Here is a 22,960-nt window from a genome sequence, read left to right on the forward strand (position 1 = left end):
TTTGAGACAGCCCCCGGTTCTTATTGAAACTCTCGGTCCGTTCAATGCGTTTCCGCAGCGGCCTCTGATTCTGATGCAGCGGCTTTGTATCCGCTGCCAATGTGCTCATCCAGGAATTTATCCATAGCTGTGTAGAACTCCAATCGGTTCTCTTCATTGTGGAAACCGTGGCCTTCATTTTCCTTTACGAGGTATTGTACTTTAACGCCACGGGCTTTCAATGCAGCAACCACTTGGTCGCTTTCGTCCTTGTTCACACGAGGATCCTTTGCACCTTGAGCAATGAAAAGCGGGCATGCGATCTTATCCACGTGGAAAACTGGGCTGGCAGCGTGCATCAACAAGCTATCGGCTTGCGGATCGCCTACCATTTCGTACATCATTTTCTTGAACGGCTCCCAATAGGGTGGAACGGTATTCATGAAAGTGAACAGGTTACTTACACCGACGTAATCCACGCCACAAGCGTACAGTTCAGGCGTGAAGGTGAGTCCGGCCAATGTGGCGTAGCCTCCATAACTACCGCCATAGATCGCAACGCGCTTGGGGTCGGCGATACCTTCTTTCTCCAACCACTTCACTCCATCAGAAATATCATCCTGCATGGTCTTGCCCCATTGTTTGAAGCTCTTTTCCCAGAACGCACGACCGTACCCAGTGCTGCCACGGAAGTTCATTTGGAGCACAGCGTAACCGCGGTTGGCCAAAAGCTGAGCTTCGGAATTATAGCCCCAATCATCGCGTGCCCAAGGTCCACCGTGCGGATTGATCACCACTGGGAGCATCTTGGCATCGCGGCCTTTCGGTAAGGTCAGGTAGCCATGGATCGTCAGCCCGTCGCGGCTTTGGTATTGGATCGGCTTCATCTCAGCAAGGTCATTCTCATTCAACCAGGGATAAAGCGTGGCCATTTCCACGGTCTTTTCGGTCTTCGCATCATAGAAGTAGTACTTCCCTGGCATGCGGTCATTGCCTTTCCAGACCATGAATTTGTCTTCATCGTCATTCTCGCCATAGACCCAATATTCATAGCCTTCCATTTGTGCACCGAGCTTGTTCCACAGCGCTTCGGTCTCCTTGTCGAGGAAGGCATGTTCGCTCTTGGCTCCGGTCCATGATACGACCGTAAGCACCTTGCGTTTACGGCTATAGTTCAAATTGTCCACGTCGTAATCCGCATTCGCGAAGATCTCTTTCACTTCTTTTCCGGCTGCAATGTCATACTCCACGATCGCGGATTTATCACGGCCATTGAGATTGCTGCTCGCATACAGGTTCTTATTGTCGAACGTAAAGAACAATGGAGCGAAGCTGTCCTTGAATCCGGTCCGTTTGATCTCCACAAAAGGCTCTTTGTCATTCGCTCGATGGTAGAGCACTTGGTCCGTTCCATCTGTCATACTCGCCAAACGGATCATACCGGTGTGATCTGTGGTGAAATTTTCGTAGTTCTCCTTGTTGTTGTACAACGCCTTGGTCTCACCTGTCTCAATGTTCACCAAATAGGGGTCGAACACTTCTGGATTGCGCTTGTTCATCTGCACGATCACCATTTTTTCCATTCCAGCAATATTGTGCAGATCGTCCATAACGCCAGCACGAACACCTTTCTCCGGGCTCAGTGTCTTCACATCCTTGCCATCCATGCTCGCGCTGAACACGATGTAATTCTCATCGCCATTGATGTCACGTGTGTATAGGATCCGGTCGCCTTTCCAGAAGTACCCGCCAACATCACGGATGGTATCATGCGTTACTTGTGTCGGAGTATCCTCACCGATCTTCTGCACGAATACGTTCATGCGATTATTCCAAGGTGCACGATAGCTGAAGTATTCGCCGTTCGGGCTTATCCTGAAGCTTGCTTTTTCCGGGTTCTTGAAGAAGTCGTTCACTTCGATCTTGGCCGGTGGTGCTTCCATCGGCTTTTCAGCTGTTTTCTCTGGCGTACCCGTTCCGCAGGAAACGAGCACCGTGGCAGCAACAGCCATTGCAATTCCAGTAGTCAATTTATAGTTCATGGTCGGCTTTATGGGTGAAAGTGATCGTAAAGATGAAATGAAACCTGGCTCGGGTCCGTAAAGATCCATGAACGGCAGATGAAGGGGATGGATGATCGTACACTACTGATCTTCATACAACCTCGATCATGCCCAAATGATCCGATCGTGTTCAGAGCAAATAAACTATTCGCTAAACAGGTCTATGCATCAAGTAATGCGGTCCGATGCCCTCAATGTCGAATTGCTCGCCTATTGTCTCGAATCCCATATTTTTATAGAACGGAACGGCGAGCAACCGTGCATTGCACCAGACCAGATCAGCGTGTTGGGCTTTGAGATGGTCCAATGCGAACCGGATCAATAGGCTCCCCGCACCTTTGCCGGCAAAGTCCGGATGCGTGGCCATGCCACGCAAACGGTATTGTTTCCAACCCAATAACGCACTGTTCTTCTCTGGATAGAACGAGGCCACGCTGATCAGCTGTTGGTGTATCTGTGCGGCCAAATGGAATGCACCTTCCAACCGATCGTTCGGGAAATGGGTGTCTTCCACAATACCACCCGGTCGTAAGACCATGAGGCGTAACGGGTAGGTAGCTTCCGCTTTAATGAATCGGATATGCATGGGAGAGTGACAAAATTGAGGCGATCGCCCTACTGTAGGCAAGTCCTTATCACCCAAGTTACGACCATTGTGATTCAACGAGTGGCCTTCGTACGCGAATTGATCAAAATACACGCGTGTTCCGTGGTTATTGTGCTCCGCAACTATGCTTCAACGTGCTGCAGATGCCTGTAGAACCGTCAATTGCTCAATAAGCCGTTGTGCCTCATTATCTGCATCCAGTGATCCTGTATCACTGCGTGAGAATCCATCCATGAGCTGCGCTATGCGGATCCATTCCGTGCCGGAACTCACCATGACCACTTGGGCCTTATTCCGCATGCTTGAGTCCGTTTCAGCCTGATCCGCAATGATCTCGACGTCCGACCAATTGATCACGCGTTCATCCCATCCTAATGGATAGGACAACGCACCTAAAAATGAATACCGTTCAACTACGGTCAATCCATGCGCACCTACTTGAACTGAAACAGGAGGAAGTGCAAGCAACGCATAGATCACCCAACCTGTACTCAGTACCATACCTATGCGTGCTCCCAGAACTGCTCCCTTGATAGCACTTCGTCTGATCAGCGTTGAGATCAACGATCCGCTAGTGGAACTGACCAAGGCTGTGATCACAATAGACAAAATTGCCACAGCCACACGGGGCATCATCGCCATGCCACCTACTACCAACGTATGTGGGTCCAGCAATGCATAGCCATTGCGGTAGTTAGCAATGGCAGCAATAAGTGGATCCGCTTCTGTCGTACTCGCGATCAGGACGACCAAAGCGATCGCTAACCGGATCGCTAACACAACGCCCGCACCTATTGCAAGGAATTGAAAAGCCTCTCGCGCGTTATCGGGAAGCTCTAACTTCATGATGAACTGATCCAGGTACTACTTGAAATAACGCATATCCGCACCGGCTTTCAGTGTCTTCACCGAATCGTAGATCAATTGGATCACATTCTCCACATCATCCTTGTGAACGCTCTCGACTGTGGTGTGCATATAACGCAAAGGCAGACTGATCAATGCGCTTGGAACACCAGCAGCACCATAAGCGAAAGCATCGGTATCCGTTCCAGTTGCACGGCTTGCTGCCGATCGTTGGAAGGGGATCTTTTCCTTTTGAGCGGTGGTAACGATATGCTTCAAAAGATTATTGTGAACAGCTGGTGCATAACACAGTACCGGGCCTTTTCCGCATGCAATGTCACCACTCTGGATCTTGTTCATCATCGGGGTCTGGGTGTCGTGCGTAACGTCCGTTATGATCGCCAGATCAGGTTTTATCCGCTCCACGATCATTTCAGCACCACGCAGTCCCACCTCCTCTTGCACACTATTGGTCACATAGAGACCGAATGGAAGCTTCACCTTATTCTCTTTCAACAACCGCGCTACTTCAGCGATCATGAAACCCCCCATGCGATTATCCAAGGCCCGGCCTACGTAGTGTTTCTTGTTCAAGATCATGAACTCATCCTCATAGGTGATCACGCAGCCCACATGAATGCCCAAGGCCTCAACTTCTTTCTTGTTCGCACAACCGCAATCCAAAAAGATATTTTCCAAGGTTGGTGCAACCTCGGGCTTACCACCACGCACGTGGATCGCGGGCCAACCGAACAACGCCTTTACAATACCTTTTTCCGTATGGATGTTCACCCGTTTGCTCGGAGCAATGATGTGATCGCTGCCTCCGTTGCGACGCACATAGATGAAGCCTTCGTTGGTAATGTAATGAACGAACCAACTGATCTCATCCGCATGTGCTTCGATCACTACTTTGTACTTGGCTGTTGGGTTGATGACACCAACAACGGTACCGTAGTTATCCACGAAATGGTCATCCACGTAAGGCTTCAGGTAACTCAACCAAAGCTTCTGTCCCTCACTTTCGAAACCAGTAGGTGAAGGGTTGTTGATGTAACGCTCCAGAAATTCGAGCGACTTCTTGTTCAGAATGCTTGGCTTCGTTGTCTTTTTTGCCATTGAAGTGGGGTTGGTCCAGTTTTATGGTTGCGTGTTCCGTCGGGTCAAAGCTATTGTTAGTCGGTGAACCGAACCTTTCGGACCATGGTTTCGTTCAATGCCCTCATATTCAACGCATACCATTATGATGATGCGCATAAACGCTAGTATTCTCCTTGTTGCTGTTCTGCTTTTTGGTGCCCCGGAACTAACCGCTCAAAGTGCGACCACCAGTAAAGAGGCGCGTGATCTTTGCAAAAAGGCAGAACGGTTGCTTCAGAGCGGTAGTGCAAATTTCGGTCAAGCAGAAAAGATCCTGGAAGAAGCATTGGCACTGGATCCCAATGATGCCGGGGTGAACATGGCCATGGGACGTTGCCAATTGAACGGACCACAGCGCCATAGAGCAGTGGAATACCTGTTACAGGCGCACAAGGCTGATGCTTCCATTCCACATGTTACGTTCATGGCGGCCTATGCTTTGCAGCTCAACGCGCGTTGGAAAGAGGCGATAGCGCTCTACGAAGAGCACCTGTTGTCGTTTCCGGAAGCGGACATGGATCCCATGTTCAATTTGGCGGACAAGCACATCATCGAGTGTCGTAACGGAGTGTTGGCAATGGGTTCGCCGGCAACAGCACGTGTTTCAAATCTTGGCGATGGCATCAATTCGAGCTTTGCGGATTACGGTCCATTGATCAATGCGGATGGAACCGCTATGTATTTCACCTCCCGCAGACCTGTTACCGCGGAGGATAAGATCAACAAGGTAACCGCGGATCATTACGAGGATATCTATTCCAGCACCAATTCAAATGGCTTATGGACCAGTGCGCAGCGCATGATCACCCCGATCAATACCCCGCAGAACGATGCCTGCGTTGGGTTATCAAATGACGGTCGTACAATGGTGATCTATCGCGACGAAAAAGGCGGTGGAGATCTGTACGAGTCGAAACGTGAGAATGGGATCTGGAGCGAGCCCGTTGCATTCGGCCCGAATATCAACACCGGTTCGCACGAGTCAAGTGCGTGTTACAGTTTCGATCATCAATGGTTGTATTTCGTGAGTGATAGGGATGATGATAATCTCGGTGGTCAGGATATTTTTCGAAGTCCATGGAACGATGCGCTCAAGCAGTGGGGAACGCCGGAGAACCTTGGTCCTTCGGTTAACACGGAGTTCGATGAGGACGGCATCTTCGTTCACCCGGATGGAAGAACGATCTACTTCAGTAGCAAGGGACACAACTCCATAGGCGGTTATGACATATTCCAAAGCCGTTTGGAGAACAACGCTTGGTCAACTCCGGTAAATCTGGGTTGGCCGATCAATTCACCGGATGACGATCTCTTTTTTGTACGCACGGCTGATGGAAGCCAAGGTTTCTTCAGCTCTTATCGCCCCGGTGGTTCAGGAGAGGATGATCTGTATATGGTGCAGTTCAAGAACGGTGATGAGACCGTAAGCGCCAATGGCGGTGCGATGCCAGCAGGCGAAGCATCAGGTACCATCATGTTAAAAGGAAAGATCACGAGCGAAGCACGGATCAATGGCCTTTCTGCTATCATTGAAATGGTGGATCTGCAGACCGCGAAACACGTTCTGGATGTTACTACGGATGGATCAACAGGAGATTTTCTGCTGGCAATTCCTGCTGGTCGCGATTATGCCATGTACGTGAAAGCCGAGGGTTACTTGCCCCATTCCAAGAACGTGAGCATTCCTAAAGGCATGCAACCGAACGACATGAGCCTCGACATCATTCTGGAACCGATGGTAGCCGGAAATAAAGTGACCTTGCACAACATTTTCTTCGAGACCAATAGTGCGATCCTTGAACAGCAGTCCTTGCCGGAGTTGAACCAGTTGTACTATCTACTGGAAATGCACCATGACCTTCGGTTGATGATCGAAGGTCACACGGACAATACAGGCACTACCGCCTTGAATGCCGATCTCTCTGCAGAGCGTGCTGCTTCAGTTCGCGATCATTTGATGAAGCGAGGTATTAAAGCAGATCGACTGGAAGCTGTTGGCTCGGGTGATTCAAAACCATTGGTGCCGAATACGAACAGTGCCAACAGAGCGAAGAACCGCCGTACGGAGATCAAGGTCCTGTAGAACGAATATCTGCTTAAAACGACGCGCGCTTGGAACCTTTTGCTCCAAGCGCGCGTTTTTTATTGCAGTGAAGCCCATCTTTACCGCATGTTCACGATCCGCGTTTACGGCCTGTTGATCCACAAAGGGAATGTACTTGTTTCCGATGAGCTGATAAAAGGACAGCGCATTACCAAATTCCCCGGAGGTGGACTGGAACATGGCGAAGGTTTAAAAGAATGTTTGATCCGTGAGATCAAAGAGGAGATGGGACTAGTTGCCTTCGATATTGATCACTTCTACACCACCGATTTCTTTCAGCAGAGTGCGTTCCATAGCACACCCATGCAAGTGATCAGCGTTTACTACACCTTCAGTGTTCGGGATCCGGAAGCCATCTCTGTTGTTACCGAACCGTTCGGTGGGGAAGGCACTGTGTTTACCGAAGAGCTGTTCCGGTGGTTGCCGCTGGAAAATGTGGATAACGATGCTGTTTCGCTACCGATCGATAGGGTGGTGCTGGCGATGCTGAAGGCGAAGTTGTAGACGCACTCGTGTGGGTCAGACCCCCAACCTGCGCACCACAAGATCCTGAACATTGGCGAATACACCTTCCGGCTCGAAGGCCCTCCAAGGAAAGTTGTTCAGTTTGCCGCCAAGCAGAAAGTATTGATCGATGTTGGCATGCTGCAATTCATCCAATACATGCAACCGGAAGTTGATCAACGCGATCCAGCCATCCTGCTCACTTACTTCATCATACCATTCGGCATAATACTCTTCATCACTGCTGTGGAAGTTGAGTACGTTCTCTCCGATCAAAATGAACTTGTTGATCCCTTGCGCCATCAACTCTTCAATGATGTCCCGCTTCAGGACCATGATGTCATTGTGAAGTAGATCGTTCCATTCGCCGATCAGCTCAATGATGACATAGCCATCATCGTAGTCAGCAAAAATGACCTTCATGTACAATGTCGTGCTCCCGAACGAATCCCACTGTGGATGGATCACATGGTCGTACACGGCGTTGCTGAATTCGAATTCACTGTGCTCCGTGCCATGGAACGGCGAGCGGTCATCGTCTTCGGCGGTGTATTTATCACGCCATTGGTAATGTGGTTCAATGTCGTGCATTACTATATGTGCAAAGGTAAACCCGCGATGTATAATGTTAGCCCGTACGCACTTTTTTTCAACCGTTAATTAACGTTGATGAACGTGAATGGAATTACGTGCTTTCTCACTGTTCGGAACACGAGAGGAACATTCCAAAGCGATCGCGCAGGGACGCCAACTGCCAACTGCCCACTGCAAACTGCCCACTGCAAACTGCCTACTCCCTACTGCTCACAGCCTTCCTCACACTACCGTGTTGTTTAAGAAGAGCATTCGCTTCTTCATACGGGACATTCAGCGTATCCATCACCATGCGTGTGCCGCGGTCCACAAGTTTGTTATTGCTCAGTTGCATGTCCACCATACGGTTGCCTTTTACACGACCAAGTTTGATCATCACAGCAGTACTGATCATGTTCAAGATCAGCTTCTGGGCTGTGCCACTTTTCATCCGGGTGCTGCCAGTCACGAACTCCGGACCAACAATGGCGACAACTGGATGCTTGGCGGTGAGTGCCAACGCACTGCCAGGGTTACACGTTATGCCCCCTGTGAGTATGCCCTCATCGTTACACTTTTCCAATGCGCCGATCACATAGGGTGTACCACCGCTTGCCGCTATACCGATCACCGTGTCATCTTTTCCAACAGCGTGTTCCTGCAGATCTTTCCATCCTTGTTCGCGATCGTCCTCCGCAAATTCAACGGCTTTCCGGATCGCAGCATCGCCGCCCGCGATTATGCCGATCACCAGCCCATGTGGCACTCCGAAGGTGGGCGGACATTCACTGGCATCAACGATCCCCAACCGTCCGCTGGTGCCGGCACCCATGTAGAACAATCGACCGCCGCGTTGCATGCGCTCCGTAATCTCATCAACGAGTGCTCCTATTTCCGGTAGCGTGCGTTCTATCGCTTGCGCAACCGTGCGATCCTCAGCATTGATGTTCGTGAGCAACTCGCTGGTGGTCATGCGCTCCAGGTGGTCGTAACGTGATGCGCTTTCAGTGATCTTTTCCATTGGGGTAGGGTACAAAGAAAAGGGGCCACCCGATCGGATGGCCCCTTTCAACGAAGAACTTGTGATCAGTTCACCATAAGCTTACGTGAGATGTTCCCCTCTTTGAAGAACAATTGCACGTAATAGGCACCGGTGGACAATCCTTCACGATCCAAGGTGAATTGATTCGCGTTAACGCTACTTGAACGTGTTACACGACCTTGGTTGTCATAGATCACGTAACTCTGGATCGTTGAAGCTTGGCTAGTGATAACACAGCTGTTCACCATAGGATTAGGGAACATATCTACACCTTGTGCGATCGCTGAATTCTCATCGATACCAACATCAAAACCAAGACCACGGTACATGCGTGGGGTGATAAAGCTCTGCAACGTGTCAACGTATGCCAATGCGCGCAAACGACCAGCTACTGGACCCAATGCTGCATAGACCGGATTTGATGCCAAGCTATTGGAAATGCGGAGTTCCGCACCTGCCTGATCGATACCTAGGGCAGCACAACCAGCGATAACCGCGGTGCTATCGAACCATTCCCACGGTCCGGAAGCGTTCTGTGGTGCCATGATCGGGAATAGTCCTTCGTTGCCATCGTTCACCGTACCAGCCAGTTTAGCTTGAGCATAGTTCGTGATCGCATCCGTGAAGGGTGGGGTCAGCCAGATATCATTATTACCGAATTCGTTCGCGATACGGGTAATCGTGCTGCTGCCTGAAACATCTACAACTGCAAAGCTTGTTCCGGGTACGAAAACCGTTCCATCGCCATACGGTGCAAATGGATCATTCACTCCATGAACAGCACAAATTGGCACTTCGCCTTGGTCCATCCATGAGCTATCTCCAATTGCTCCACCGATGTTGAAGATCATGGAAATGTCGTTCGAGTAAGAAGGCCAGTTATCGTTGTTCAACATCGGGCTGCCGCCTAGACCGTCGAAATCACCCATAATGGTCGGTTCAACCATGAATGCATTGGTCTCGGTATTGAAGAACTTTAGCAATTGGATCTCGCTCACTTCCTGTAATGAGGAATAGGCCAACGCTGTGTAACCACCGGATCCTTGACCGCCAATAACGATCTGATCGCCATTCACACCATACGGGTTTGCATCTTCTGCAATGGATTTACGGAAGTAACGAACAGCCGTTTTGGTATCCTGCATCGAGCGATATACCGCTTGGATGATGGTCTGTTTACGGGTTTGCTCAGAAGGTGATGCTGGATTCCAACCAGTGCGGTAGCCGATCGCAGCTACAACATATCCTTTCTTCGCGAATTGCTTGCACATTTCAACAGTGGCACTATCACTCTTTGAACCTGTTACAAGTTGGTTCAAATAACGCGGAAGAAATGAACCTGTATGCAGGTAAACGATCAATGGCCGTGCAGTTTCAGTATCACCAGTTGGTGTGTATACGTCCATAACAAGCGGCGTAGAAACAGGCGCACCGGTCAGTACTGAAAAGTTGGTGCCGTATTGTACGTTCGTCTCTACTGTTGCAGATGGAAATACTTCCGTTAAATAACGCTGTGCTGAAGCCGACATAGCCGTGCCTAAGCTTGCAAGCGCAAGAATGCGTAAGGTGTTTTTCATGAAATTGATTTAAGTGAGTAATTCCCAGCTAAGGTAACACCTACTTCGATCCGAATTACCAACGTTCCGAAATCACTTCCGCCGTAGGTCGGGTTCGTAGCTGACGGAGAAGTATGCCAACCTGCCCACTTGCGGGCCACCATAGACCATGTAAACGTTGTTGTCCAGCAAGTTGGATGCTCCCAGCTTGAACGTGCAGTTGATGGAAGGAATGGTTTTGTTGATCTGCGCATCCAAGAGTCCGTAACTCGGGATACTGCCCGTGAATTGCGGTGAACCTTCGAATAAGAAGCCCTGTATCCAACGGTAGTTAACACTGAACCCCCAATTTTGAACAGGTATGCCCACGATCACTTTACTAATATCCCGAGCAGAAAGTCCTAGGTTGTACTTGTGTTCAGGTGTGTTGAATGCTGGGATGATCGGATCGTCTTCCACGGTATTCAATTTATTCCACGAATAGTTGGCGTTCACTGCGAAGAATTTCCAGAAAAAGTAATTCGCGCCAATGGAAAACCCCTGGGTGGTTACCAGTTTTGTAGAGTTAGCTGCTACACGGTAAACCTGCACGCTGCCGAGATCCACCGCATTGCTCGACTGTATTACATCTACATCAGCTCCTAATTGGAATCCAAGAAAATCCTTGTAGAAGCTGTAGTAATAGGATCCATCCAGAAATAAATTTTTCCCGATCGTATTCCGGAAGCCTACCTCTAGGGTCTTGACCTTTTCCGGGACCACCGCAGCCACGTCAAAATACTCCAGAACACTTGCACTGGTGCTCAGTGAGTTGATCAACGAAGGAACCGTAACCAGGTTTTCCACGCCATTCAAATTCCCTAGCAGTACCGCGCGACCAACGTTGTAATAAAGGTATTGATCCTGTAGCGTGGGATTGCGTATTGCAGAAGAGAATGAGAAGCGTAGAATATTTTCCGGATCAAAACTGTACACGGCACTGGCAGCCGGTGAGATCAGGATAGGGAAGTTCACGTTCTTATCTACCCTCGCCGTAGCTGTTACTTTCAATTTCTCGCTTTTCAAAAGCTTACGTGCGGCGCCTACGTAAACTCCACCTTGTTCGTTGGTGATCCGTGTTGAACTGGTGTCGGAAAAGATGTTACCCTTGGAATAGGGTAGGTACTGCCTGAAACTGAATCCGCCGGTGATCGTGTATTTGTTCGCCTTCCAGTTGCGCTCACCCTGTAGTTGCCAAAGTGCAGAACGATCATAAAAACGTGTACCACCTTCACTGAACAAACGCGTTGTAATGTCCTTGAACGCAGCTTCGTATTCAGCTGTGCCCGGTTCTACACGATCAGAATAAATGTTCTCCGTACCTGCGGAAGTAGCACTGGTGTTGGCGTAAGCCCTTACTCCGTTGTGGAGGCCTGATACGAAGGTGTTGTTATCCAATAAGAATTGATCGATGGCGTTTGCGTCAATGATGAACGTTGCTGGCGGGCCAGGGTCAAATACAGGTGTGGGGAAGCCGGGTAATGCGGCTATCTGGGCTTGCGGTCCTCCACTAACTACCCAACGGTTCCTGTAGTCCTGGAACCAGCGTGCATCGTCCTTACTTTGGTCCTGTAACCGGAATGCAGTGAATACAGCATCATAGCTATCTCCCGCATCTTCATTGGTTACATAGGCACGTAAGAACCCTTTATCGCCTGCATTCAATTCAATACGATTCTGGTAGAATAGAATGTTCTGTAAACGGAAGCGGTTGTCGCCTTGGTAAACGGTAGTGCCCGTTCCAAAACTACTGGCTACAATGAATCGCAAGCTATCATTGAGTTTGTAGTGATATGCCAACGATGCTTTCATATTGCGCGTATCGTAATCAACAAGATCGGTTTCCTTATACCCATCTCTATGCACCGTGCCAAGGCCGTAGGTTGTTATTCCAGCGTTTGAAGATGCTTCATCACCGTAGCGGTTCACGGCATCATATCCGCCAGGGTTGTTCTCTCCTGCATCAGTGCCTTCTACTGGAGCATAGTTATTGGCTTGCCAATCATTGGCCTGCATGTAGTAAAAGTTGAACTTCAATGCAGAGCGTTCACGGCCTTTACCTCCTTTGAACACATGCGCGTAGCGCAATGCAACCTCTCCTAAATTGCGTTCGCCACCTTTCACGGTTGCCGATAGGCCACGGAAAACATAAGGGTCCTTGGTGGTCATGCTGATCACGCCGTTGAAGGCATTCGGACCGTAGTAAGCAGAGCTTGCGCCTACGATCAGGTCAACTTTCATTACATCCAATTCACTCGCTCCCAAGAAATTGCCCAACGAAAAATTCAACCCCGGACTTTGGTTGTCCACACCATCGATCAACTGCAAGCTTCGTACGGGACTTGTGCTATTGAACCCGCGTGTATTGATCACTTTGAAACCCATGCTTGCCGATGTCATATCAACACCCTTCAAAGATCCAAGACCTTCATAGAAGTCGCCAGTAGGGGCTTCTTTTATCGCGATCAGGTCCATGCTTTCCACGGTCAACGGCGCTTGTTTCTGTTTCTCGCTGATCCGACTTCCAATAACCTCCGCTTCGCCTAGAAGCACTTGATCCGCCCCTAATTTCACTTTGAGATCCTTGTCCAAGGTCGTGACTGAGATCTCTTGATCGGTATAGCCTACATAGCTCACCGTCAGCGTAAATGGTGGTAAGGATGGTACGGAGAGTTCAAACTTGCCATCGATATCCGTGATCGCACCACCCGTTGCACCTTTCAGCTTTACGCTTGCACCCGGTAGGGTCTCGTTCGTTTGGTTGTCGTAGACGGTACCGCGCAATAAAAAGGGTTGCGCGCATACCGCAGTACTGCAGCATAGCGGTATACCGATGGTATAGAGAGAGCGGAGTAGGAAGTTCAGTAACCTTTGCATACACTTTTTAAGAAGGAGGTATCAGAGCGGACTCTTCGTTCGTAGAACATCGTGCGCCGGGAGGTGGCATCCGATCGGAAATGTAGTGATACATTCTTACGTGACGCGTCAGCTTGATTATTTTGAGTGTTTCTTTCTCTACGATCACCCACCTTTGTGAACATGTCCATTTCACTTACCAGCTTCGGTGCTGCAGGTACGGTTACCGGTAGTAAACATTTGATCGAACTTTCCCGCAATGGCGGATCCATGCGCTTACTGCTTGATTGCGGCATGTTCCAAGGCGAAGCGCTACGCGAGATAAAAGGTGATCCTAACCGAAGTTTCGGATTCGATCCCAAAAGCATTGATGTGCTTGTGCTGAGCCATGCACACATCGACCATAGTGGTCTGTTACCGCGCTTGGTGGCCGAGGGATTCAAAGGAGTGATCTGGAGTACCCCTGCTACACGCGACCTCTGTGAGATCATGCTTATGGACAGTGCGCATATCCAAGAGTACGATTACGAATGGGAGCAGAAAAAAGCGCGTCAAAAAAATAAGGAAGTTGTTCATAACGGGCCGCTGTATTCCAAAGATGATGTGGCTCCGACATTGGCCTTGTTCCGGACGGTTCCATACGGTGAGCACGTAACGATCTCAGAAGGTGTGGACCTGCACTTTACGGATACGGGTCATATTCTGGGCAGTGCTGCGGTGCAATTGATATTGGAGGATGGTGATCGGAAATTGAAACTAGCATTTTCTGGCGATGTTGGCCGCTATGTGGACCGCATAATGCCAGATCCTGTCTCGTTCCCGCAAGCGGATGTGATCCTATGCGAGAGTACCTATGGAGATCGCGATCACTCTTCCATCGAAGAAGCCGAGGAGGTTCTGTTGGGCCATGTGCTCGACGTGTGCGTTAAGGACAAAGGACGCATGATCATTCCTGCATTCAGCGTAGGTAGAACGCAGGAAGTGTTGTACACGTTGAATAAGCTCAGCAACGAAGGACGTTTGCCGCGTATTCCCGTTTTTGTTGATAGCCCACTCGCCATTAGTGCAACAGGGATCGCGCGTGCACATACGGATCTGTTCAGGGAGAATGTACAGAAAGAGCTGCACGACGATCCTGATCTGTTCAGTTTTCCGGGCACTTCATTCGTGCGCAGTGCTGATGGAAGCAGGGCATTGAACGATCATAAGGAACCGTGCATCATCGTGAGTGCAAGTGGTATGATGGAGGCGGGCCGTGTACGACACCACCTTCGGTTAGCACTGCCCGATCCCAAGAACATGGTATTGGCCGTTGGTTTTTGTGCGCCCGGCACGTTAGGTGACCGGTTAATTCAGGGCGCAAAGGAGGTATCGATATTTGGAGAGAAAGTGCCCGTGAATGCAAAGGTCGTGCGCATGGATTTTTATAGTGCCCATGCCGATCGTGGCGAATTGAAGCGTTATCTCGATTGCCAAGATTCCGCTAAAGTGAAGAAATTGTTCTTGGTACACGGTGTTGATCATGCGCTGGAAGGGTTCCGCAATCAATGTTTGGAACAAGGGTTCAAGAAGGTGATCATCCCGGAGCGCGGTGAGCGGTTCGAGCTGTAGGTTCACCCACCGAACCCCATCGCTTTCTTCACGCCTTCAGGTAACGCAGGCAGTTTCCTGCGCTCGAACAAGAAGCTGCTCAGGTCGGCGATCTCACTGAAGATGTAGTGGCTGTCCATGGCACCTTTCAAATAGGCTTTGCCTGTGCTGCCACCTGTGCCCACGCGTAGACCGATCATGCGGTGTACCATGTTCACGTGTCTGCTGCGCCAAGTGGCCATGCCCGCGTCAATGTCCAACAGCGATTGAAGGAATCGGAAGGCTTGCTGCATGATCGGTTCATCGCGGTACAGCATGATGAACACTACGCTGCGTGATGCAGCCGGTGATAATTTGCGCTCACGAGATCCCGTGTTGAATATGGTCTGCCATAGTGCGGCATTGCCTTCTTCACCTTTTACCAAACTGCCGGTGTAGATGGATTCCAATTGCGAAAAGAACGCACCCTCTTTTCCATCCCAGTATTTCGCATCGAAGAACGGCATACGTTCCAGCCACGTGTTCACCAGCTCAAGTAGGGTAGGCATACTCTCCAGCTTTTCGATCTCCGCTTTATGTTCCGGCTTCAATTGGCTCGTGTAATACTGCTTGCCGAAACGTGCTTCCATCCGCAGTCCTAATCGTGCTTCAAGGATCTTGAACTGCATGCTCTGGAATCCACTTGCAGGACGCAATAGGTCGCGGAAATCCAAAAAGTCCAATGGGGTCATGGTCTCCATCACGTCCATTTGCTTCACCAGCAGATCCAGAATGGTGGTTACGCGGTGCAAGCGATGTACAGCGATGTTCAGTTCACCACGGTTGTCATCGATATGGTCATCCGCGAACATTTCGATCACACTTCCTACCTCATGCAAAACCTGCTTGAACCAAAGTTCATAGGCTTGGTGGATAATGATGAAGAGCATTTCATCATGCGCTTTCACACCATGTTTATCACTCTCTGGTGCTTGTGCACCTAAGATCTTATCCAATTGAAGATAGTCCGGGTAGTATATGTTGCTCATGGTTCTGGTCAGCTGTAATGCGGGGTGATATCACCTCATTTCACCGTACCGCTGTTCCGCCAAATGTAGCGGGATGTGGTCGGGTTGAGCTAACTTTGGTCATGTTCCGATCGGTCGCGCTTGCTTTGATCCTTGCTCCAACTATTGTTTTAGGGCAGTCCAGCGTGGATATCCTTAAAGGAAATTCCGATAAAGCGCAGAAGGTGTTCGATGCGCGAGCAAATGAAGATGTGCGTTCTGATACGGGTAGAGTATATGACCTGCGGTCCGTGGATGTAAAGCCGATATACCCCGGTGGTGAAGAAGCGTTGGTGGATCATTTGCTGGAGCCGGCAACGTGCGGCAAGTTGCCACCCATGGAAAGCTGCATCGGTTCTTCCAAGATCATTTTCGATCTCGTCGTCAACACCGATGGTTCGGTGAGCAATGTGGAATTCATGAAAGAGGGTTGCACCGTTCTGCATAGCAGAGTGCTGTGTGCGACCCAAGGGTTAAGTCAATGGAAACCCGCACTGTTGAATGGTGTTCCTGTTCGCACACGGTTGCGGAGAAAGGTGAAATTCGATCTGCGGTAGGCGTCTATCGCAATAAGCCGTTCGTGGGTTTGGGGGGCCAGAACAATTGGATACGTTTCTAATGTTCAAAAGCGGCGGTTGATGCTTCCTAGGTGTTACCTATCGTATTCAAGCGGAACGATTGACGGACCGTGAAACACCAGTACAAAAAAAGCCCCGCAGCGACGATCGCTGCGGGGCTTTCATTTGTATTTCCTAGATCACTATTTCATCTCTTTCTTGTCGCCAGCATTGGATCCACGCATCTCTTTACGCTTCTCCATGTGTTCTGCTTTCTTTTCTTCCTTAAGCGCTTCCATTTTGGCGAATTGCTCTGGAGTAAGGATCACTTTCAGCTCGGTCATGCGTGCATCATGCAGCTCCTTGCCAGCACCTTTGTTCCCTTCTTTCATTTCTTCACGCTGGGTCTGACGCTCTGCACGCATCTGTTCAACTTTCTCAGCGTATTTGGCGTTCAACGCACCGACTTTTTCAACTTGCTCTGGAGTCAGGTCCAATGACTTGGTCATTTGTACTGTCTGCATCTTGGCTCGCTCTGCAGGCGTTTTGCGTTCCTTGTCCTGTGCGTTTACCGCTGCAGCTGTGAAAATGGTCACCGCTGCTATCATCATTAACTTTTTCATGTTCCTTATGGTTTGCTCCGGAATACCGGTGTTGGGGTTCGTTAGTACGTATTGGACAATTCTCGTGCCGAATAGTTCGATCTGAAGCGCATTAAATGCAAAAGGGCATTCACGTGGAACACCCTTCATACACTTGGAAAATTGGACCGATCACTCGTTATGTGGAGCCGTTTGCTGACGTTGCTGAGCACCCGCGTTGCGCTTTTCAGCACGAATGGCGTTCATTTTGGTGTATTGTTCCGGGGTCAGGATCTCTTTGATCTCGCGGCCGTGTTGGTCACGAAGTTCTTTGCTTCGTTGAACACGTGCCTCACGATCACCTTCAGCTTTGCTTAATGCATTCATAGCATCAGAATAGCGAAGGTCAGCAGCTTTCATGCTGGCCACCTGGGCCTCACTTAAACCTACCTCCTTCATCCATGCAGCTTCTTTTTCTTGCTCAACGGTGTTCTCGGTGATCGTTGTACCTGTCTGAGCATAAAGGCCAGTGAACGAAAATGCTGCAATAGCAGTAAAGGCGATGGTTACTAGTTTCATAGGTGTAATGTGGTTTTCAATGGATAGACGTTCAGGAATGCAAAAAGGTTGCCAAAGGCTTTTCCAAACGCGCTGGCACAGATCGAAGATAGCTAAATAGACGTTTCGTCACTGACCTTCAGCTTCTACAGCGGATAAGGATGTTGCTTCCCGACCAGTTCAAGCGTTCTGTACATGGTGCTTGCGCCCAACGCTGAGCATGAATAGCCTTATCTGTTCATTGAATGTTTCGCTATTCTCCATGTTGCTAAGGTGACTGGTATTGGGAATTTGCACGAGCGTACTTCCTGGAATGGCTTCATGCATTCTTGTGCTTTCAATTGCCGGGATCAGTTGGTCATTCTCGCCTGTGATAATGAGCGTTGGTACTGAAATGCCCGCAAGCATATCGGTCCTGTCCGGCCGAACAGCCATTCCGCGCGAAGCAGCCGCAACAGCGGCTGGCTCCTGACGCTCCATCATGCTCTTCAGGTGGTCTACCACATCGACACGTGTACGTTTGGTATGCTCGGAGATCAAACGGTCGAATAGTCCTTCAGCAATTTTTGCAACACCGCTTTCCATTGCGGTCTTGGCGGTCAGTAGCCTTGCCTTACGTATTTCTTCCGTATCGTCGGTCGCTTTTGTGTGGCAGAGTATCAGCCCCTGTACCATTGATGGATATTTCTGCAAAAAAGCGAGGGCGATATATCCTCCCATGGAGAGTCCGCAGATCACGGCACGTTGGATCCCCATTGTTCTTAATAGCGCATGAAGATCCGAGGCATAGTCGCCCATGTTCATGATGTCCGGCGTAACACCCGAATCACCGAAGCCACGTAGGTCAGGCGCAATCGGCCGTGCAATGTCACGTAACCCTTCCAACTGAGGCCGCCACATGGTACGATCCAATGGAAAACCATGGATCAGTAAGAGCGGGATCCGCTTTTCTTGTTGACCGTAGGTCATGAACCGCAAGTTATGCAATGGAGATGGCAATCGTCAAATCTTATCTCATGATCCCGAACGCAGAAGGAATTGTAAGCTTGTTGTTCTAACTCAGTGAGTTGAGAAGTACCAGGTATGGATCCCGAATTCTTAGCTCCAAATACCGTGCATGTTAATTTATGTGTTTCATTCCCGGTTTCGTCGAATTGATAGTTGAGAATGACTTTGTCCTGAATACTTTTGTATGGAAGAAACAATATGTTGTTCTCAGAAGAACATGTTGTCATGAAATACTGATCAACGCGACTCTACGTTCAGAGAACATGGTTTGGTTTGAAAAGCATTGAAAATGACGTGAAGTGAACCAAGGGAGGGAGAGCCCTGAAATTTACTTCTAGTTTAGGAATGGTCCCGGTTTTACCGGGATCATTTCGTTTGGGGCCACCTGATACTTTTTTCCAGAACGCTATTGCGTTGGCGTGGATCGTCAACCATGCCTATCAGCAATGTTTTTCGTTGAAAGCAGATAACGGTCGATACACCCGGTAAAGACCTATGGTCCAGTTGTCCGGTGTTAATTCTCAGATGCGAGCTTTGAGTACACGGCGCTATCAAGGAATTCTCCGTTCCAATAATAGTTCTCTTTGAAAAGGCCCTCGCGAACGAACCCATTGGACAGTAGCAAAGCGTTGGATGCACTATTCTTAGGATCCGTACGGGCTTCTATACTATGGAACCCTAGGCCGCCAAAGCCATGGGCTACCACTGCCTTCATCGCTTCGCTCATGATCCCTTTGCGCCAATGGTCGGCATGAAGCGTATAGCCGATCTCACCGCGATAGTGTTCCGGTTGAATGCGGTGGTATCCGATCATACCGATCAACGTGGGATCATTCTTTGTTGTAATTCCCCAAGTGATGGATGAACTGTCTTCTCGCCCCTTTTTTAGTCGCGCTATGAGTTCGACGCTATCCTTGATCTCTTTTGCACGTGGCTTACCAATGTATTGCATCACGCGCTCGTCCGATCGGATCGCGAAGACCGCTTCGACATCGTGCATAGTGATCTCCCGTAGAACGAGACGTTCGGTGTGGAGCGTTGGAAATGGGTCGGTCTTGAGTTGAGACATTATCTCTAGCGCCTTGTGAAGATCAGTCCGGTCGATGCGTAACGCAGATCTCCAGATCACGATAGTGGACCACTTGACCTGAACGGATCTTGCACGTTTTGCGCAATTCCTGTTCGCCATCGACCTTCACCAGACCTTCTGCCACCAACATCTTCCCTTCGCCACCGCTGTTACAGACCCCGGCTAATTTCAAGAGCTGGTTCAATTCGATGTATTCGGTGTGTATGGTTATCGTCCTAATCTCCATTCATGAACTGTTTAATTCATGCAACGTTAGTAGATCGAGATGATCTTCAATAGTTGAACGACGGATCCGAGTTGAAATTCGGCAGTTTCTCCTACACGATTTCCCATCAAGGCGCGTGCGATCGGCGACGTAAAGGCTATGCGTAGTTGTTTTACGGAAGCCTCGTCAACACCAACCAAAGTGAATGTGAATTGCTTTCCACGCTGCGGACCTGTCTGATGTTCAAAGGTCACCGTTGCACCGAAACGGACATCGTCCATTGGTCCGTCGGTCCGTTCTACAACACGCGCTGTAACTATCCGTTCATTCAAGAGGTTCAGCTTACCGTCGATCACCGCATGTGATCTTCGACGTTCATCATCACTTCCACGAACCGCAGAACGTTCGGTTTCCAATGCTTTACGTTCGGCTTGCAATTGCTCCAGACCACGCTGGGTTACATAATTGGTAACGCCGTCCGGCAACGCGGCACGTGGTGGTATGAAGGGCGCTTCTTCCTGGTCGTCCTCACGTACGAATCCTCTGCTCATGGTCTGTTACAAAGATCGGAGTTGTCGATCGAACCAAAGCGCCAAGATCATTATTCCTGTCGGGCCCTTGCTTTTGCCTGTTGGTTGTGCCAGTCATCGAAGAGCACACTTAACCAAACACCTCCCGGAATACTGAAGAACATTACAATGAGAATAAAGTTCAGATCTATGCCCACTAGAACGAACACTAGCGCAATGATGATCCAACAAAGGATAATGCCGATGATGATCCCGAAACAACCGGCCATTTTGGGTACGAAATATGCCACGTTGGAATCGAAGTATTCATGGTAGAATCTTTCATACTTCATTCGGCCGAAGTGTTCCGCTCTGGCTTTCGTGGAGTGCTGATCGCGGCGTACGTTCCGCTCATACCTGGCCTGCTCCTTTGCAGGTGCGGAACGTGGGCTCGGGCTAAAGCGGGTCACATCGTAACGCGAACGTTTGATCGGGTCGGATAGGATCTCATAGGCTTGGGTCACCCGAATGAATTGTTCTTGTGCATTCACTTCTTTGGATACATCCGGATGGTAGCGTTTGGCCAAAGAACGATATGCTTCTTTGATCGCATGCGCATCTGCAGAATAGGTAAGGCCCAGTGTTGCGTAGTGATCCATGGGCGATCGAAGCTTGGCTCTTTATTGGTCTGCTGCAATGAACTCCAAGGTGCGTATTCGGATCACGCTGAACTGATCCAAGAAACGGAATTATTCATAGATACTCAGCCGTTGTTCAAGAATATGCATTTCCTGTTGCATGTTCTCCATGCGTTCCAGCATATGGCTTATTGCTTCAAGGCCTTCCAGATTGATCTGTAGGTCGTAATGCATCCGGGCCAGTTTTTCTATGCGGGGAAGATACTCCGGTTCAACGTAGCGTTGTTTCTTGATGGTGGTGATACGGATAAGACCACGTTCACCAAGTGCTTCAACAAAACTAGCCTCGATTCCTTCATTGGTACAGTAGAGCTGTATCGCGATCAGTTCTTCGGTTTCCATGGTCTAATCTGTTTTACGTAGTTCCGCTAGTTGTTGAAACAATTCCTTTTCTTCTTTGCTAAGGCCTTTTGGAAGTTCCACATTGTAGGTGACATACAGGTCTCCGAAATGACCATCTTTTTTATAGATCGGGAAACCTTTTCCTTTCAATTTCACCTTGGTATTATTCTGTGTTTCGGGAGCTACGTTGAGCTTTACGGCACCTTCCAGCGTGTTCAACGTAAGTGCACTGCCCAACATGGCTGTGGTAAGGCTAATGTTCTCTGTTGTGTACAGGTCTTTTCCAACACGTTGGAATTTCGGGTCCGGGTCAATATGGAACGTGATATAAAGATCACCATGTGGACCACCATTCGCACCAGCCCCGCCATGGCCGCTGATCTTTATGGTCTGCCCGTCCTCAATGCCCGCAGGCACCGTGATCCGGATCTGTTTGCCATTTACCGTAAGCGTTTGCTTGTGGGTCTTGTATGCGTTCAATAGATCAAGACGTACTTCTGCTTGGAAGTCAGGACCCCGGAATTTTACTTGCCTACCGCCACTCCCACCGAACATACTGCTGAATATATCATCATATCCTTCCGCACCGCCAAAGGCATCACTGCCGCCAAAACCGCTACCGCCACCGGTTGCGCCGCCTTGCCATTGTTGTGATCGTTGCTTTTGTGCTTCGCGCATTTGGTCCGCATGTTTCCATTGGTCGCCGAACTCATCATAATTCTTACGCGTTGCCGGATCACTTAGGACCTCATTGGCTTCATTGATCTCTTGGAATTTCTTCTTCGCATCGTTGTCATTGGGATTCAGATCCGGATGCAGCTTACGCGCCAATTTTCTGTAAGCGGCTTTGATCTGCTCGGCCTTAGCCTTTCGATCCACACCAAGGACCTTGTAGTAATCGGTTGCCATGGATGCGAAGTTAGCCGCAGGGGAGGGTCGTATGCTAATTCGTAGGTCACCACCTACGAGAATTTTTATTGCTGCAATGCCGGATCTAACCGTGATAAACCCTGGAACGTACGATCAATCCATTTTCGATCACCAGAACTTCACCAACGCGTAGGTCTTCTTCTCCGCTCACATGGCGGATGTATTCCATGAATACCTGTTCGTCACTCGCGGTAAGCTTTAGAACTTCATACTGCAACGTAGGCAATCGATCGAATGAATCGCGCCACCACTTACGCAGTGCCTCTTTGCCGCGCACCATGCCATTGGTTTCTGGCATCCGAACTTTCAGTTTGGGGCTGTAGTGTTCGGCTTGGTCGTGGTATAGTGCCAACAACGCTTCAAGGTCCTGTGCATTGAATGTAGCGAACCATTGCGTGGCGATCTGTTGGTTTGAATTAGAGGACATTGGCGAGCGCAATGTACTACGTTGTGGTGGCGATGGGCATCATCATTTGATGATACCCACCAGACCGATGCCTCTACCGAATAATGGGTATTTTTCGTAGCGATCGATCA

23 protein-coding genes are annotated in these 22,960 nt (G+C 49.5%); 4 read left to right on the forward strand and 19 right to left on the reverse strand.

Annotation, left to right across the window (positions count from 1 at the left end; genetic code table 11):
• Positions 1 to 41: 41 nt before the first annotated feature.
• The 4 genes from IPF95_17865 to IPF95_17880 all read right to left on the reverse strand — a co-directional run bounded on the left by IPF95_17865 (position 42) and on the right by IPF95_17880 (position 4,614).
• Positions 42 to 1,991 carry a S9 family peptidase gene (locus IPF95_17865; protein ID MBK6476549.1) on the reverse strand — a complete coding sequence of 650 codons (1,950 nt, stop codon included), beginning with the start codon at positions 1,989 to 1,991 and terminating at the stop codon, positions 42 to 44.
• Positions 1,992 to 2,193: 202 nt separating this feature from the next.
• Positions 2,194 to 2,628 carry a GNAT family N-acetyltransferase gene (locus IPF95_17870; GenBank protein ID MBK6476550.1) on the reverse strand — a complete coding sequence of 145 codons (435 nt, stop codon included), beginning with the start codon at positions 2,626 to 2,628 and terminating at the stop codon, positions 2,194 to 2,196.
• Positions 2,629 to 2,778: 150 nt separating this feature from the next.
• Complete coding sequence (locus tag IPF95_17875) at positions 2,779 to 3,495, reverse strand: hypothetical protein (protein ID MBK6476551.1); 717 nt, start codon at positions 3,493 to 3,495, stop codon at positions 2,779 to 2,781.
• An 18-nt stretch (positions 3,496 to 3,513) separates the two neighbouring features.
• Positions 3,514 to 4,614 carry a M42 family metallopeptidase gene (locus IPF95_17880; GenBank protein ID MBK6476552.1) on the reverse strand — a complete coding sequence of 367 codons (1,101 nt, stop codon included), beginning with the start codon at positions 4,612 to 4,614 and terminating at the stop codon, positions 3,514 to 3,516.
• A 124-nt stretch (positions 4,615 to 4,738) separates the two neighbouring features.
• On the opposite strand from IPF95_17880, the gene IPF95_17885 reads away from it, so the two are divergent.
• Positions 4,739 to 6,718 (forward strand): PD40 domain-containing protein, encoded by a 1,980-nt coding sequence (locus tag IPF95_17885; GenBank protein MBK6476553.1) that lies wholly within the window; start codon positions 4,739 to 4,741, stop codon positions 6,716 to 6,718.
• An 87-nt stretch (positions 6,719 to 6,805) separates the two neighbouring features.
• The gene (locus tag IPF95_17890) at positions 6,806 to 7,243 is read left to right on the forward strand and encodes an NUDIX domain-containing protein (protein ID MBK6476554.1); all 438 of its coding nucleotides are present in this window, start codon (positions 6,806 to 6,808) and stop codon (positions 7,241 to 7,243) included.
• Positions 7,244 to 7,258: 15 nt separating this feature from the next.
• Here IPF95_17890 and IPF95_17895 read toward each other — a convergent pair whose 3' ends face one another.
• From IPF95_17895 to IPF95_17910, 4 genes are all read right to left on the reverse strand, one after another.
• Positions 7,259 to 7,834 (reverse strand): hypothetical protein, encoded by a 576-nt coding sequence (locus IPF95_17895; GenBank protein MBK6476555.1) that lies wholly within the window; start codon positions 7,832 to 7,834, stop codon positions 7,259 to 7,261.
• A gap of 199 nt (positions 7,835 to 8,033) precedes the next feature.
• Entirely contained in the window at positions 8,034 to 8,837 is an 804-nt protein-coding gene (gene murQ / locus IPF95_17900; GenBank protein MBK6476556.1) for an N-acetylmuramic acid 6-phosphate etherase, read from the reverse strand.
• A gap of 65 nt (positions 8,838 to 8,902) precedes the next feature.
• Positions 8,903 to 10,435: a T9SS type A sorting domain-containing protein gene (locus tag IPF95_17905; GenBank protein ID MBK6476557.1), complete on the reverse strand. Its 1,533-nt coding sequence runs from the start codon at positions 10,433 to 10,435 to the stop codon at positions 8,903 to 8,905.
• Between the two features lie 72 nt (positions 10,436 to 10,507).
• Positions 10,508 to 13,330, reverse strand: coding sequence for a carboxypeptidase-like regulatory domain-containing protein (locus tag IPF95_17910; protein MBK6476558.1), 2,823 nt, complete (start codon positions 13,328 to 13,330; stop codon positions 10,508 to 10,510).
• A 162-nt stretch (positions 13,331 to 13,492) separates the two neighbouring features.
• Here IPF95_17910 and IPF95_17915 point away from each other — a divergent pair, with 162 nt between their 5' ends.
• Positions 13,493 to 14,920: an MBL fold metallo-hydrolase gene (locus IPF95_17915; GenBank protein ID MBK6476559.1), complete on the forward strand. Its 1,428-nt coding sequence runs from the start codon at positions 13,493 to 13,495 to the stop codon at positions 14,918 to 14,920.
• A 2-nt stretch (positions 14,921 to 14,922) separates the two neighbouring features.
• Here the strand turns inward: IPF95_17915 and IPF95_17920 are convergent, their stop codons facing one another.
• On the reverse strand, positions 14,923 to 15,927 hold the full coding sequence (locus IPF95_17920; GenBank protein ID MBK6476560.1) for a tryptophan 2,3-dioxygenase: 1,005 nt from the start codon (positions 15,925 to 15,927) through the stop codon (positions 14,923 to 14,925).
• Between the two features lie 101 nt (positions 15,928 to 16,028).
• Between IPF95_17920 and IPF95_17925 the strand changes: the two genes are divergently transcribed.
• Positions 16,029 to 16,502 carry a hypothetical protein gene (locus IPF95_17925; protein MBK6476561.1) on the forward strand — a complete coding sequence of 158 codons (474 nt, stop codon included), beginning with the start codon at positions 16,029 to 16,031 and terminating at the stop codon, positions 16,500 to 16,502.
• 203 nt (positions 16,503 to 16,705) lie between these two features.
• Here the strand turns inward: IPF95_17925 and IPF95_17930 are convergent, their stop codons facing one another.
• The 10 genes from IPF95_17930 to IPF95_17975 form a co-directional block, all read right to left on the reverse strand.
• The gene (locus IPF95_17930) at positions 16,706 to 17,125 is read right to left on the reverse strand and encodes a hypothetical protein (protein ID MBK6476562.1); all 420 of its coding nucleotides are present in this window, start codon (positions 17,123 to 17,125) and stop codon (positions 16,706 to 16,708) included.
• A 150-nt stretch (positions 17,126 to 17,275) separates the two neighbouring features.
• Positions 17,276 to 17,662, reverse strand: a complete 387-nt coding sequence (locus tag IPF95_17935; protein MBK6476563.1) for a hypothetical protein — start codon at positions 17,660 to 17,662, stop codon at positions 17,276 to 17,278.
• A gap of 159 nt (positions 17,663 to 17,821) precedes the next feature.
• Complete coding sequence (locus tag IPF95_17940) at positions 17,822 to 18,610, reverse strand: alpha/beta fold hydrolase (protein MBK6476564.1); 789 nt, start codon at positions 18,608 to 18,610, stop codon at positions 17,822 to 17,824.
• 553 nt (positions 18,611 to 19,163) lie between these two features.
• On the reverse strand, positions 19,164 to 19,718 hold the full coding sequence (locus IPF95_17945; GenBank protein ID MBK6476565.1) for a GNAT family N-acetyltransferase: 555 nt from the start codon (positions 19,716 to 19,718) through the stop codon (positions 19,164 to 19,166).
• A 22-nt stretch (positions 19,719 to 19,740) separates the two neighbouring features.
• Entirely contained in the window at positions 19,741 to 19,965 is a 225-nt protein-coding gene (locus IPF95_17950; protein MBK6476566.1) for an RNA-binding S4 domain-containing protein, read from the reverse strand.
• A 26-nt stretch (positions 19,966 to 19,991) separates the two neighbouring features.
• Positions 19,992 to 20,495 (reverse strand): GreA/GreB family elongation factor, encoded by a 504-nt coding sequence (locus IPF95_17955; protein ID MBK6476567.1) that lies wholly within the window; start codon positions 20,493 to 20,495, stop codon positions 19,992 to 19,994.
• 50 nt (positions 20,496 to 20,545) lie between these two features.
• The gene (locus tag IPF95_17960) at positions 20,546 to 21,112 is read right to left on the reverse strand and encodes a DnaJ domain-containing protein (protein ID MBK6476568.1); all 567 of its coding nucleotides are present in this window, start codon (positions 21,110 to 21,112) and stop codon (positions 20,546 to 20,548) included.
• A gap of 90 nt (positions 21,113 to 21,202) precedes the next feature.
• Complete coding sequence (locus IPF95_17965; GenBank protein MBK6476569.1) at positions 21,203 to 21,493, reverse strand: chaperone modulator CbpM; 291 nt, start codon at positions 21,491 to 21,493, stop codon at positions 21,203 to 21,205.
• A 3-nt stretch (positions 21,494 to 21,496) separates the two neighbouring features.
• Positions 21,497 to 22,402, reverse strand: coding sequence for a J domain-containing protein (locus IPF95_17970; GenBank protein MBK6476570.1), 906 nt, complete (start codon positions 22,400 to 22,402; stop codon positions 21,497 to 21,499).
• A gap of 85 nt (positions 22,403 to 22,487) precedes the next feature.
• Positions 22,488 to 22,850 carry a nuclear transport factor 2 family protein gene (locus IPF95_17975; GenBank protein MBK6476571.1) on the reverse strand — a complete coding sequence of 121 codons (363 nt, stop codon included), beginning with the start codon at positions 22,848 to 22,850 and terminating at the stop codon, positions 22,488 to 22,490.
• Positions 22,851 to 22,960 lie beyond the last annotated feature (110 nt).

The sequence above is a fragment of the Flavobacteriales bacterium genome (assembly GCA_016704485.1).
GTDB lineage: Bacteria > Bacteroidota > Bacteroidia > Flavobacteriales_F > PHOS-HE28 > PHOS-HE28.

What these genes read in the sequence shown, in the direction of transcription:
- IPF95_17975 (MBK6476571.1), bottom strand. Translation starts at nt 22,850, where the DNA reads ATGTCCTCTAATTCAAACCAACAGATCGCCACGCAATGGTTCGCTACA.
- IPF95_17935 (MBK6476563.1), bottom strand. Translation starts at nt 17,662, where the DNA reads ATGAAACTAGTAACCATCGCCTTTACTGCTATTGCAGCATTTTCGTTC.
- IPF95_17925 (MBK6476561.1), top strand. Translation starts at nt 16,029, where the DNA reads ATGTTCCGATCGGTCGCGCTTGCTTTGATCCTTGCTCCAACTATTGTT.
- IPF95_17920 (MBK6476560.1), bottom strand. Translation starts at nt 15,927, where the DNA reads ATGAGCAACATATACTACCCGGACTATCTTCAATTGGATAAGATCTTA.
- IPF95_17950 (MBK6476566.1), bottom strand. Translation starts at nt 19,965, where the DNA reads ATGGAGATTAGGACGATAACCATACACACCGAATACATCGAATTGAAC.
- murQ (MBK6476556.1), bottom strand. Translation starts at nt 8,837, where the DNA reads ATGGAAAAGATCACTGAAAGCGCATCACGTTACGACCACCTGGAGCGC.
- IPF95_17865 (MBK6476549.1), bottom strand. Translation starts at nt 1,991, where the DNA reads ATGGCTGTTGCTGCCACGGTGCTCGTTTCCTGCGGAACGGGTACGCCA.
- IPF95_17955 (MBK6476567.1), bottom strand. Translation starts at nt 20,495, where the DNA reads ATGAGCAGAGGATTCGTACGTGAGGACGACCAGGAAGAAGCGCCCTTC.
- IPF95_17945 (MBK6476565.1), bottom strand. Translation starts at nt 19,718, where the DNA reads ATGTCTCAACTCAAGACCGACCCATTTCCAACGCTCCACACCGAACGT.
- IPF95_17970 (MBK6476570.1), bottom strand. Translation starts at nt 22,402, where the DNA reads ATGGCAACCGATTACTACAAGGTCCTTGGTGTGGATCGAAAGGCTAAG.
- IPF95_17880 (MBK6476552.1), bottom strand. Translation starts at nt 4,614, where the DNA reads ATGGCAAAAAAGACAACGAAGCCAAGCATTCTGAACAAGAAGTCGCTC.
- IPF95_17910 (MBK6476558.1), bottom strand. Translation starts at nt 13,330, where the DNA reads ATGCAAAGGTTACTGAACTTCCTACTCCGCTCTCTCTATACCATCGGT.
- IPF95_17905 (MBK6476557.1), bottom strand. Translation starts at nt 10,435, where the DNA reads ATGAAAAACACCTTACGCATTCTTGCGCTTGCAAGCTTAGGCACGGCT.
- IPF95_17890 (MBK6476554.1), top strand. Translation starts at nt 6,806, where the DNA reads ATGTTCACGATCCGCGTTTACGGCCTGTTGATCCACAAAGGGAATGTA.
- IPF95_17915 (MBK6476559.1), top strand. Translation starts at nt 13,493, where the DNA reads ATGTCCATTTCACTTACCAGCTTCGGTGCTGCAGGTACGGTTACCGGT.
- IPF95_17895 (MBK6476555.1), bottom strand. Translation starts at nt 7,834, where the DNA reads ATGCACGACATTGAACCACATTACCAATGGCGTGATAAATACACCGCC.
- IPF95_17940 (MBK6476564.1), bottom strand. Translation starts at nt 18,610, where the DNA reads ATGACCTACGGTCAACAAGAAAAGCGGATCCCGCTCTTACTGATCCAT.
- IPF95_17885 (MBK6476553.1), top strand. Translation starts at nt 4,739, where the DNA reads ATGATGATGCGCATAAACGCTAGTATTCTCCTTGTTGCTGTTCTGCTT.
- IPF95_17875 (MBK6476551.1), bottom strand. Translation starts at nt 3,495, where the DNA reads ATGAAGTTAGAGCTTCCCGATAACGCGCGAGAGGCTTTTCAATTCCTT.
- IPF95_17965 (MBK6476569.1), bottom strand. Translation starts at nt 21,493, where the DNA reads ATGGAAACCGAAGAACTGATCGCGATACAGCTCTACTGTACCAATGAA.
- IPF95_17960 (MBK6476568.1), bottom strand. Translation starts at nt 21,112, where the DNA reads ATGGATCACTACGCAACACTGGGCCTTACCTATTCTGCAGATGCGCAT.
- IPF95_17870 (MBK6476550.1), bottom strand. Translation starts at nt 2,628, where the DNA reads ATGCATATCCGATTCATTAAAGCGGAAGCTACCTACCCGTTACGCCTC.
- IPF95_17930 (MBK6476562.1), bottom strand. Translation starts at nt 17,125, where the DNA reads ATGAAAAAGTTAATGATGATAGCAGCGGTGACCATTTTCACAGCTGCA.